The 12,328-nt window shown below is 26.8% G+C and carries 14 protein-coding genes; 13 read left to right on the top strand and 1 reads right to left on the bottom strand.

The genetic code is table 11. From position 1 onward, the window contains the following. The first annotated feature begins 120 nt into the window (after positions 1-120). Positions 121-555, top strand: coding sequence for a GatB/YqeY domain-containing protein (locus tag Q5O29_RS05070; RefSeq protein WP_022211909.1), 435 nt, complete (start codon positions 121-123; stop codon positions 553-555). Between the two features lie 34 nt (positions 556-589). On the opposite strand, the gene greA is transcribed toward Q5O29_RS05070, so the two are convergent. Then, on the bottom strand, positions 590-1,057 hold the full coding sequence (gene greA, locus Q5O29_RS05065; RefSeq protein ID WP_022211908.1) for a transcription elongation factor GreA: 468 nt from the start codon (positions 1,055-1,057) through the stop codon (positions 590-592). A 238-nt stretch (positions 1,058-1,295) separates the two neighbouring features. Between greA and Q5O29_RS05060 the strand changes: the two genes are divergently transcribed. The 12 genes from Q5O29_RS05060 (at position 1,296) to Q5O29_RS05005 (ending at position 12,304) form a co-directional block, all read left to right on the top strand. Next, entirely contained in the window at positions 1,296-3,596 is a 2,301-nt protein-coding gene (locus Q5O29_RS05060; protein WP_022211907.1) for an ATP-binding cassette domain-containing protein, read from the top strand. Positions 3,597-3,703: 107 nt separating this feature from the next. Next, on the top strand, positions 3,704-4,306 hold the full coding sequence (locus Q5O29_RS05055) for a TetR/AcrR family transcriptional regulator (protein ID WP_022211906.1): 603 nt from the start codon (positions 3,704-3,706) through the stop codon (positions 4,304-4,306). A 174-nt stretch (positions 4,307-4,480) separates the two neighbouring features. Next, positions 4,481-5,671 carry a phosphopentomutase gene (locus Q5O29_RS05050; RefSeq protein ID WP_186835405.1) on the top strand — a complete coding sequence of 397 codons (1,191 nt, stop codon included), beginning with the start codon at positions 4,481-4,483 and terminating at the stop codon, positions 5,669-5,671. Between the two features lie 200 nt (positions 5,672-5,871). Next, positions 5,872-6,027 (top strand): zinc-ribbon domain-containing protein, encoded by a 156-nt coding sequence (locus tag Q5O29_RS05045; protein WP_022211904.1) that lies wholly within the window; start codon positions 5,872-5,874, stop codon positions 6,025-6,027. Between the two features lie 148 nt (positions 6,028-6,175). Beyond that, positions 6,176-6,658, top strand: a complete 483-nt coding sequence (tpx, locus tag Q5O29_RS05040; protein WP_022211903.1) for a thiol peroxidase — start codon at positions 6,176-6,178, stop codon at positions 6,656-6,658. Between the two features lie 12 nt (positions 6,659-6,670). Next, positions 6,671-6,919: a hypothetical protein gene (locus Q5O29_RS05035; RefSeq protein ID WP_022211902.1), complete on the top strand. Its 249-nt coding sequence runs from the start codon at positions 6,671-6,673 to the stop codon at positions 6,917-6,919. A gap of 156 nt (positions 6,920-7,075) precedes the next feature. Continuing rightward, complete coding sequence (locus Q5O29_RS05030; RefSeq protein WP_022211901.1) at positions 7,076-7,729, top strand: HAD family phosphatase; 654 nt, start codon at positions 7,076-7,078, stop codon at positions 7,727-7,729. 336 nt (positions 7,730-8,065) lie between these two features. After that, positions 8,066-8,404, top strand: coding sequence for a PepSY domain-containing protein (locus Q5O29_RS05025; protein ID WP_022211900.1), 339 nt, complete (start codon positions 8,066-8,068; stop codon positions 8,402-8,404). Between the two features lie 30 nt (positions 8,405-8,434). After that, entirely contained in the window at positions 8,435-9,106 is a 672-nt protein-coding gene (locus Q5O29_RS05020; RefSeq protein WP_022211899.1) for a response regulator transcription factor, read from the top strand. Then, complete coding sequence (locus Q5O29_RS05015) at positions 9,106-10,467, top strand: cell wall metabolism sensor histidine kinase WalK (protein WP_022211898.1); 1,362 nt, start codon at positions 9,106-9,108, stop codon at positions 10,465-10,467. The genes Q5O29_RS05020 and Q5O29_RS05015 overlap by 1 nt, the downstream gene beginning before the upstream one ends. A 152-nt stretch (positions 10,468-10,619) precedes the next feature. Continuing rightward, entirely contained in the window at positions 10,620-11,510 is an 891-nt protein-coding gene (locus Q5O29_RS05010) for an ROK family protein (RefSeq protein ID WP_022211897.1), read from the top strand. Positions 11,511-11,572: 62 nt separating this feature from the next. Continuing rightward, a complete protein-coding gene (locus Q5O29_RS05005; protein ID WP_022211896.1) occupies positions 11,573-12,304 on the top strand; it encodes a MurR/RpiR family transcriptional regulator in 732 nt (243 codons plus the stop codon). Positions 12,305-12,328: the final 24 nt, after the last annotated feature.

The following is a 12,328-nucleotide window of genomic DNA, read 5'->3' as shown; positions in this document are numbered from 1 at the left end:
TCTTTACTCAATTAAATTAGGTACAAGCAAAGTCGCATATTGTAATGAATTATGTTATAATTTAGTAAAAATATTGGAAAGAGGTGAAGTGTTAGTATTTATGATACTAACGTAAAAGCTATGTTAAAAGAAATATTAAAAAAAGATGAAATATCAGCTATGAAAGCAAGAGATAAGGCTAAGGTAAGCGTATTAAGACTTGTTAATGCTGAAATTAAAGCATATGAAGTTAATAATAGAGAAGATATTTCAGATGAAAATGTAATAAAGATAATAGAAAAAAGTATAAAACAAAATAAAGAAGCTTTAGAGTATGCAAAGCAAGCTAATAATGAAGAAAAAATAGCTGAAGGAAACTTTGCTATAGAAATTTTAACACCATATCTTCCAAAGCAATTAACTGATGAGGAAGTTAATGAAATGCTTAAAGAAATTATTGAAAATGGTAGTTATACAGTTGCAGATATTGGGAAAATAATGAAGGAAATAATGCCAAAGATTAGTGGAAGGTTTGATAGATCAAAAATTAATTCAATGGTAAAAGAATTATTATAATTTAGAAAACAATAATGGACTAAAGATTAAATCATTAGTCCATTATTTCTATAATTTCAATTGTATAGTTATCACCTGGAGCATTAACTTTCACTATATCTCCAGCTCTTTTTCCGCTCAATGCTCTTCCTAAATCAGACTCTATGCTGATAAGCATATTTTCAGGATCCATATCCATAGTTGTAACAAGCGTTATTATATCTTCAAAATCATCTTCAATAAACTTAATTTTAGCTTTACTATTAATTCCAAGAACAGATTTATCTAAGCTACTTTCATCTATTACAGTAGCAGTTGAAATCATGGTAAGTAGGTATTGTATCCTATTATCATTTTCTCTATATTCAGCACAAGCTGCTTTATACTCAGCATTTTCAGATCTATCTCCATGAGCAGCAGCAATCATTTTTTCTTTTGCTATTTCTGCTCTTTTCACCGTCATTCTATAATCTAATTCATCTTGTAATTTTTTTATATTTTCTATAGTTAATTGGTTATTCATTATTAAAAGCACCTCCCTAGAAGTATATTATATAATATTTTTATTTAAATGAAATACAAAAAATATATATTGGTAAATAATATTAAAGTATTTATATTTAAAAGTGAAACTTTGTTAAATTTAAGTAAATTGGATAGAATATTGATTGACATATGAAAATGTGTTATATATACTTTAGATGAATATGACACCTTGTCATAATATATATATATATAATTGGCAAAATGAGGATAAAGGTATGTTACAATTAAAAAATATTAAAAAGACATATAAGATTGGAGAAATTGAAACTCAGGCTCTTAAAGGTGTATCAGTTGCATTTAGAGAAAAAGAGTTTGTAGCTATATTAGGAACTAGTGGTTCAGGAAAGACAACTTGCTTAAATATTATTGGTGGATTAGATAATTATACTGATGGAGACTTAATACTAAATGGTAAATCTACTAAGGATTTTACAGAAAGGGATTGGAATAGCTATAGGAATAATTCCATTGGTTTTATATTTCAAAGCTATAATTTAATTGGACATTTAAGCATTGTTGAAAATGTTGAATTAGGTATGACTTTAAGTGGAGTAAGTGCTAAAGAAAAGCATGAAAAGGCATTAGAAGTTCTTAAAAAGGTAGGCTTATCAGATCATTTACATAAAAGACCTAATCAATTGTCTGGTGGGCAGATGCAGAGAGTTGCCATAGCAAGAGCTCTTGCCAATAATCCTGACATAATATTAGCTGATGAGCCAACAGGAGCTTTAGATACTGAAACATCAGTAGAAATTATGAACCTTATAAAAGAAGTGGCAAAAGATAAGTTAATTATCATGGTAACACATAATCCAGAGTTAGCTCACCAGTATGCTGATAGAATAGTTGAATTTAAAGATGGAAATATTATTTCTGATAGCAATCCATATGATGAGAAGAATGATGAAAATAGTGGATTCAAGCTTAAAAAAACAAGCATGAGCTTTGCAACTGCTTTAAAGCTTTCATTTACTAATATTAAAACAAAAAAGGGTAGGACAGCTCTTACTGCTTTTGCTTCTAGTATAGGAATAATCGGTATTGCTACCATAATGTCATTATCTTCAGGATTCCAAGAGCACATTAACAAATTCCAAAGTGATAGTTTTGCATCATTTCCTATTATGATAACGCAAGAAACTAATGAAATTGATATTGATAAGATTTCAGCAATGCAGAAGGAAATGCTAGGTATTACTGAAAATGAAAAAAGTTATAGTGATGCTAAAGAAGTTTATAGCTATAGTACTGATGAATATGTAATGACTCACAAAAATGTATTTACAGATGAATATATTGATTATATAGAAAATATTAATCCTGAATATGTTCAAAGTATAGGGTATACAAGAATAACTGGAGTAAATCTTTTAATGGAGCAACATGGTGAAGTGGTTCGGGTAAATACTAAAGATATTAATTTTGTATCATATCCAAAGGCTTTAACAGAAGAGGGGGAAGGGTATTTAGAAACAAATTATGATTTATTAATTGGAGAGTATCCACAAAATGCTAATGAGGTAGTATTAGTTATTGATGATAAAAATCAAGTACAAGACACTATTTTAAGGGCATTAGGATATGATCAGAAAACTATTTCTTTTGATGATTTATTAGGGTTAAGACTTAAAGCTATTTTAAATAATGACTATTACAGTGCAACAGATATGGGTATTTATACAATGAATACTAATTATGAAGAAATGTATAGCTCAAATAATGCAATTGATTTAAAAGTTGTTGGAATAATTAGAGGGAAAAAGGATGCAGGACTTGCAATGCTTATGCCAGGACTTGCATATTCAGATGAACTTTCAGAGATAATAATTGCAGATTCTATGAATTCAGATATTGTAAAATCACAGAAAGAAGCAGATTTTAATGTTTTAACTTTTGAAAAGGTTGATGAAACTACTAAGGAGCAGCTTATAGCATATTTAGGGGGAAATTCAACTCCATATATGATAAGTATATTCCCAACTTCATTTGATAATAAAGACTTTGTTGTGAAATATTTAGATGAGTATAATGAAGGAAAAGATGTTGAAGATCAAATTGTATATACTGATTTAGCAGATACTATAATGAGTATGACCAATGGAATAATGACAGGCATAACTTTGGTTTTAATTGCTTTTGCAGGAATATCATTAGTTGTTTCATTAATAATGATTGGAATAATTACTTATACATCAGTTTTAGAAAGAACGAAAGAAATTGGTATATTAAAAGCCTTAGGTGCTAGTAAAAAGGATATAACAAGAGTATTTGATGCTGAAACATGTATATTAGGTGTATTTTCAGGAGTATTAGGGATAGCTATAGCATACGGTCTAACATTCCCTATAAACTCAGTTATTTACAAAATGACAGATCTTAAAAATGTAGCTCAGCTTCCAGTAGTTTATGCTGTAATGCTTGTAATTATAAGTACAATTCTTACTATGCTTGGAGGACATATTCCAGCCAAGATGGCATCAAAGAAAGATGCAGTTGAAGCTCTTAGAAGTGAATAGTTTAAAATAAATAATAGCGGCTTTCTTTTGAGAGCCGCATTAATATTTATAAATATAAAATAATAAATGATATAATATATATTATTTTTATAGATGGGAGCTATTATATGCCGACTAATACTTTTTTTAATTTACCAATAGAAAAGAAAGAAAGGATTATAAATGCAGCTAAAAGTGAATTTGTAGAATATTCTTTTAATGATGCATCTATTAATAGAATTATAAAGAATGCTGAGATTTCAAGAGGATCATTTTATATGTATTTCGAAAATAAAGAAGACTTATTTTTATATATATTAGATGGATATAGAGAAGAAGCTTTAGCTGAAATAGTTAGTAGTCTTAATGGTGAGAAGTGTGATATATTTCAAATGGGAATTTATATTTATGATTATGCTACCAGTGAATATCTTAGTAAAGAAATGTATGAATTTATTATAAAGACATTACATAAGGTGGATATGAATTTGATCAATTATTTTTTTAGACTTGATTGTAGAGAAATTAAACTTAACGTTGCTAAAAAGTATACAGATTTATCTAAGATAGTTTTTACTGATGATGAAGAACTTTTAAATATATTAGAAGTAGTAGAAAATACAATGATTACGGAATTGATAGCTGTACTTTTAGGAAAACACAATTGTTCTATAGGAAAAGCAAAGCTTATTGGCAAATTCAATATTATAAAAAATGGAGTATTAAAATAGAGAATGATAAGCTAATGGATATGAATACCATGAAGTAAGAGTTCATCAAATGTTTATGAATATAAAAATAAGACTATAAAAAAGATAGGTTATATTATACAATATAAATGTACATATATAAGAGAAAAAATGAGGAAAAATATAAATAATAAATTAATTAAAGGGGATAAGAATATGAAAAGATATAATAGAATATTTACAATAGTTATAGATTCTTTAGGAATAGGAGCTATGGATGATTCGAAGGAATATGGCGATATAAATGTAGATACACTTGGACATATAGCAGAATCAGTAGATTCTTTAAATATTGCTAATCTTCAAAGAATGGGGATAGCAAACCTACATAAAATAAAACATGTAGCAAGTATAGAAAATCCACTTGGATATCAAATGAAATTAAAAGAAGCAAGTGTTGGTAAAGATACAATGACAGGTCATTGGGAAATGATGGGTCTTCATATAACTAAACCATTTAAAACTTTTACAGATACAGGATTTCCAAAGAATCTACTAGATGAATTAGAAGTAAAAACAGGACATAAGATTGTTGGAAATAAAAGTGCTAGCGGGACAGAAATATTAGATGAATTAGGAGAGCACCAAATGAAAACAGGAGACATGATTGTTTATACTTCTGCAGATTCAGTTCTTCAAATTTGTGGTCACGAAGAAACTTTTGGATTAGATGAATTATACAGATGTTGTGAAATAGCAAGAGAAATAACTTTAAAGGATGAATGGAAAGTTGGTAGAGTTATAGCAAGACCATACGTAGGCGAGAAAAAAGGTGAATTTAAGAGAACGAGCAATAGACATGATTATGCTTTAAAGCCATATGGTGAAACAGTTTTAAATGTTTTAAAAGATAATAATTATGATGTTATATCAGTAGGAAAAATAAGTGATATCTTTGATGGAGAAGGAATCACTGAAAGCCACAAATCAAAGAGTTCAGTTCATGGTATGGAGCAAACTTTGGAATTGATGGATAGGGATTTTAAAGGATTATGTTTTGTTAATTTAGTTGATTTTGATGCTTTATGGGGACATAGAAGAAATCCTAAAGGATATGCAGAAGAGTTAGAAAGATTTGATGTAAACTTAGGAAAAGTACTAGATAAGTTAAAAGAAGATGATTTATTAATAATTACAGCAGATCATGGTAATGACCCAACTTATAGTGGAAGTGATCATACAAGAGAATATGTTCCGTTTTTAGCATACTCTCCATCAATGAAAAATCATGGCCAATTAGGAACTGGTAAAAGTTTTGCAGATATCGGTGCAACAATAGCTGATAATTTTGAGGTGCAAATGCCAAAGGGTACAATTGGAAAATCTATTTTAAATAGTTTAAAATAAGGTTGAAAATTAGAAGCCTTATTTTATTGAAAATCTCTTTGTAAAATTTAAAAAAAATATTGTAATTTGTATAAATAAGTGTTAGTATGAGTATAAGCAGTGTATACTGCTATTTAAATAAAGTTTCTTTAATGTAATGGTTTCTCGTAGTTTAAGAGATTATTATCACATTAGAATCTTTAAAATTAGGAGGAATTATTATGACAGATAAGACATTAACTTGCAAAGATTGTGGTGCTGAATTCGTATTCACAGTTGGAGAACAAGAATTCTACAAAGAAAAAGGATTCGATAACGAACCAAAGAGATGTTTAGCTTGTAGAAGAGCTAAGAAAGCACAACAAAGCGATAGATAATTATTGAAATTGTTGATAGAGCTGTAGTTTATGCTACAGCTTTTTTTAAATTATAAATAAGTATGGAGTTTTATTTTTTAGAATAATAAAGAAAAAAGTTAGGAAATATAAATATGAGAAAAATAAAAAGGAGGTAAGAAAATATAATATGATTACATTTAAGGGAACACCAGTTACTTTGGAAGATAAATATATAAATGTTGGTGATTTTGCTCCAGATTTTCATTTAACCAACAAAGAATTAAAGGAAATAACCTTAAAGGATACCAGTGGAAAAAGAATATTTGTAATAGTTCCATCAGTTGATACACCAGTATGTGATAGGGAAGTAAGAAGATTTAATGAAGAAGCAGCAAAACTAAATAATGTAAGTATATATGTGGTATCAATGGATTTACCTTTTGCTCAAAGTAGATGGTGTGGTAGTGCAGGAATAGATAAGGTTACTATTTTATCAGATTATAAAAATAGAGATTTTGGTAAGAATTATGGTGTTTATATTAAAGAACTAGGACTTTTAACTAGGGCAATTATTATTGTAGATGAAAATAATAAAGTTTCGTATGTTGAGTACTGTAATGAAGTTTCTAGTGAACCAGATTATGAAGCAGCTTTAAATGCTGTAAAATAAGGAGTGGATTTTATGACTTTTAAAGAAAAAGTTAATGAAATGAAAATTCATCATGAAGAACATAAAGAAGAAAGACATGAAAGACATGAAGAAAAGAAATTTGCTCATGAAATAAAACATCAAATGAAGGAAGAAGAAAGGCTTAAAAAACATGAAGAAAAGATTCATGAAAAAGAAGCTAAAAAATTAGCAAAAGATATTGAACATGATATAAAAAAGGAAGAAAAGTTTGCTAAAAAAGAAAATAAAATATTTGATTAATCTACCTAAATATAAGAAAGCTATATCATATTGATATAGCTTTCTTATATTTAGGTAGATTATAATATTATGGTGATATAAGTGAATAGCACATAAATAAAAGCGTGAAGAGAATTTTAGAGTTAAAGAAAAAATATAATATGATGGAGTGATTTTATGGGAAAAGAAGCAGTGATATTTGATATGGATGGAGTAATTTTTGATACGGAAAAAGTGTATTTAGATATTTGGCAAAGAGTTTTTGAAAAGTATGGATATAAAATGACTAAAGAATTATATATTACTGTAATGGGGACAGGAAGAGAAAATGTAATAAAGATATTTTTGGATAATTTTGGTGATGGACTTCCCATTGAAAAGATGTATGAAGAAAAGGATAAGCAGCTATTTTTTATCATAGAAAATGAGGGTATTCCCTTAAAAGAAGGTGTAAAAGAATTATTTTCAATGCTTAAAGAAAGAAACTATAAAATAGCTTTAGGGACATCCGCAAAAAGGGAGAGAGTGGAAAAACAGATAAAAGATAAATGGCTTAAAGAAAGCTTTGATGCAATAGTATGTGGTGATGATGTGGAAAAAGGAAAACCAAATCCAGATATATTTTTAAAAGCAGCAAAAGAAATTAATGTTAAACCTGAAGATTGTTTTGTTGTAGAAGATTCACCAGCAGGGATAAAAGCAGCTTTTTCTGGAGGAATGAAAGGAATTCATGTAGAGGATTTAAAGGTGGCTGATGAAGAAATATTAAAATATTGTAAAAAAAGCTTTAAGAATTTAAAAGAAATAAAGGAGTATTTAAGTTGTGAGTAAATTTAACAATATTAATAAAATATTATATTAAATTAAAAAATGTATTATAGAAAAAATAGGATATTAATATATGTGACACTAACAGATAATATTAGTTATGCAATAAAATTATATAAATAAGGCGTTGTTAAGCCTAATGCACTTATTTGGGAGATAAAATGATAATTCTTTAAATTAAGGTTAAAAAGGGATATTTAGAAATTCAAAGCATGGATAATAATCAAAAAGAGTAATTATTAAAAATTTTTAATAATTCTATAATATTAAATTCATTCTTTAATAACTATTTTTTTATAAGATGTATATATAAATAATAATAGTAAAGGAAGAAATGAAATGAACGAAAAAATAAATCTTATAGTAAAGACAATTAAAGAGAAAAAAAGAAAAATAATAAAAACTATGATTAAGCTAATGATAGTATTAGGAGTAATTGGAGTTATAATAGCAGGTATATTTTATGGGTATGTAAAATCTAATATAAATTATAGTAGAAGTGAAGCAGAGAAAATTGCTTTAGCAAGTATAAATGGACAAATAGTAGGGTATAGAATTGATTTGGAAGATGGTATTTTAGAATATGAATTTAAAATAAAAGATGGTAATAATAGATTATATGAAGTAAAAGTAAATTCTAAATATGGTGCAATAACTGATATAGATTACAATGGTTAATATACAGAAATTTTTGAAAGAAGTGATTTTGTGAAAAAAATTCTAATAATAGAAGATGAATCTAATATATCAGATTTTGTAAAGATGGAACTGGAATATGAAGGCTATGAGGCAGAGATAAGTGAAGATGGCAAAGAAGGATTAATAAAAGCGTTAAGAGAAGATTATGATTTGATAGTGCTTGATTTAATGCTACCAGGTATTAGTGGTTTAGAAGTCTGTAGAAGATTAAAGAAAGAAAAAGATATTCCAGTTATAATGCTAAGTGCAAAAGATAGCGTAATGGATAAGGTAGCAGGACTACAAATTGGAGCAGATGACTATATAGCTAAGCCTTTTGCTATAGAAGAGCTTATTGCAAGGATTCAAGTTATATTTAGAAGAGCGGAAAAAGTAAAATCAAATATTATAAAGTTTAAAGATTTAAGTATTCAATTAGAATCAAGAACAGTTATGAAAAATGAAGAAAAAATTAATTTAACCAATAAAGAATATGAACTTTTAATATTGCTTTTAAACAATAAAGGAAAGGTTGTTACGAGAGATAACATATTAAATGAAGTATGGGGTTATGATTATGATGCAGGAACTAATGTAGTGGATGTTTATGTAAGTTATTTAAGAAATAAATTAGATGAAAAAAATAAAGAGGCATATATAGAAACTGTGAGAGCTGTTGGCTATATTATTAGTGAAAAGTAATGAAAAAACGAAAAAGATTACCGATATTTTTAGAATTTAGTATTATTTCTTCAATAATAATAGTATCAATAATTTGTGTTTATTCAGTGGTACAACTAATAAGCATGAATATGCTCACTATTGAATATGAAGAGGAGCAAATTGAAAAGAGATACGAAGAGTTAAGTTATATACTATCTAATATTGAATTAAAAGATAATACTTTAAATGATATTATAAAAGATGATGATGAAATTATAAGAATATATCAGGATAATTATATAAAATATAAAAGTAAAAATGATATTTGGGATAAGATACCGTTAAGTACTAATGAGGAGCTAAAAGTTAATTTTAGATATATAGATTGGGATTTATATGTTGTATTAGATGGAAAGATAGAAATTGATAATAAAGATTATAGAATTCAAATTGTACATGGAGATACGATTTTTGATGAAATAATGGAAAATTATTTTCAAACATTATTAATATCATTATTTATTGGAATTATATTAAGTATAATTGGAGCTATTTATTTATCAAAAAGATTTGTTGGTAGATTAAAAAATTTATCTAATACAATAAATGAAGTAAAGGAAAATGGCATAAAATATAGAGTAGAAATATCAAATACTAATGATGAATTTGATAAAGTTAATATATTATTTAATGATATGTTAGATGAAGTAGAAGAAGCATTTAATGAGCAAAGCAGGTTTGTTTCTGATGCATCTCATGAATTAAGAACTCCTCTTACAGCTTTGCAAGGTCATCTTAGAATGATAAAAAGATGGGGAAAGAATGATAAAGAGCGTTTAGAAAAATCATTAGATATATGTATTAGTGAAACAGAAAGATTAACAAAAATTGTTGGAGATTTATTAACATTATCAAGATGTGATAATGAGATAATAAATCTAAGTGAAATTGAAAAAATTCAAGCTAAACAAATAATTTTACAAATTATAGAACACTATAAGATATTAAATAATACTACTAAATTTAAATTAATAATGGATGAAAATCTAATGTTAAAAATTAAGCAGGATCATTTAAAGCAAATATTAATTATCTTTATTGATAATGCTATTAAGTATAATGATAAAGATGAATGTGTTATTGATATAAATATATTTGAAAAGAATGAAAATATATTATTTAATATAAGAGATAATGGTAAAGGAATACCAAAAGATGAAATACCTTACATTTTAAATAGATTTTATAAGGTTGATAAATCAAGAAAAAACAATAATTCCTTTGGATTAGGACTTTCAATTGCAGATAAAATAATTTCTTTATATGGTGGAAGAATTAAAATATATAGCGAAGAAGGAATATATACAGAAATAGTTCTTAAAATAAAAAATGAGTTATAGTGAAATAAAACATATTTTACTATAACTCATTTTTTATAAAACAATAAGTGATTTATTATTAAAAAAGTATATATTTTTACAAAAAGTATTTAATTTATTAAATACATATGTTATTGTATAATTTGTAAAATATGGTTAAAGGGGGATTTGAAATGAAAAAAATAGGAATTGATATTGGAGGAACTTTTATTAAATATGCTTTAGTGGATGAATCGTATAAAATTATGGAGAAATGGAAAGTTGAAACTATTAAGTTTGAGACAAAAGATGAGCTTTATGATTATATATGCCATAACATGAGAGGGATTGAGGATATAGATGTAATAGGTATAAGTGCTCCAGGTGTTATAGATGAAGAAGCTAATGTTAGATCGTATGCAGCACCTAATTTAAGAATTATGTATGGAACTAATATAGTTCATGAAATACAAAATAGAACAAATAAAAAAGTTGCAGCAATAAATGATGCTAAAGCTGCAGGGTTATGTGAGTTTGAAATAGGAAATGCAAAAGATAGCAAATCATCGGCATTTTTAATATTAGGTACAGGAACAGGTGGATGTATTTGTAATGAAAATGGAGTGATATATGGAAAGGACTCTTTTGCTGGTGAATTTCATAAGCTTCCATTTATAAATTTTAGTAATGGAAAGATGGATAATATGGGTGATTATGCATCAATGACGGCTTTAATAAATATATATAATGACAAAGTTGATGAAAACGTTAAAGTGAGATATGGACATGAGGTATGTAATAAATATTTCGAAGGAGATAATACAGCAAAAGAAACTGTGGATCAGTGGATAAATTATATACTTGTACAGTTGATAACTATTACAGTTTTCTATAATCCAGAAGTTATTTGTATAGGTGGAGGAATATCTGAAGAAGAATGGTTTATTAATAGGATTAAAGAGAAGTATAGGGAAGAGTGTATTAGACATACCGAATGTGATGTTATTACAACTAAAATAGATAGATGTAAGTATAATAATGATGCAAATATACTTGGTGCAGTAATAAATGCAATTAAAAAATAGTTAGTATAAATAAATGAAAAGTTAAATCAAAAGAGTAGAAGAAGCTAACTTGAGGTGAAGATATGTTTAGATATGAAGTGATACAAAGTTTAAACAACTTAGAATTATCCCTATATGAATATATTATGAAAAACAGTAAAAAAGTAATATATATGAGAATACGGGAACTTGCAGAGGAAGCACATGTATCTACAACTACAATATTGAGATTTTGCAAGAAATTGAACTGTGAAGGATTTTCAGAATTTAAAGTCAAATTTAAAATGTATATTGAAGAAAATAATATTAAAAAGGTAAATGATGATACATCAGAAATAATAAATTTTCTGAAAAATATTGAAGGCAGTGATTTAGATAATAGATTAGATACATTATGTAATATGCTTAAAACGGCTAATAGTATTATATTTTTAGGAATAGGATCCTCAGGAATACTGTGTAAATATGCAGCTAGATATTTTTCTGCTATTGGAAAGTTTACCTTTCATATTGATGATCCATTTTTCCCTAAGAATTTTAAATGTTATGGTGAGTGTCTCATAATAGCTTTATCAGTATCAGGAGAAACATCAACTACTATAGAAAATATTGTTAGATTTAAAAAAGAAAACTGTACAATTGCCAGTATAACAAATACGGAAAATTGTACTATAGCTAAAATATCAGATTTAAATTTACCTTATTATGTGCAACAAGTTAAAGTTAATTATAGTGATATTACAACACAAATTCCTGTATTATATATGATAGAGAGGATTGGCAAAAAGCTATATAATGAATATGGTATAGAGTAAGAAAGCACATATAGACTCAATTTT

This window comes from Clostridium sp. CAG:265 (genome assembly GCF_000436575.1).
GTDB lineage: Bacteria > Bacillota > Clostridia > Clostridiales > Clostridiaceae > Clostridium > Clostridium lentum.
This window is presented reverse-complemented; position numbering and strand designations above follow the sequence as displayed.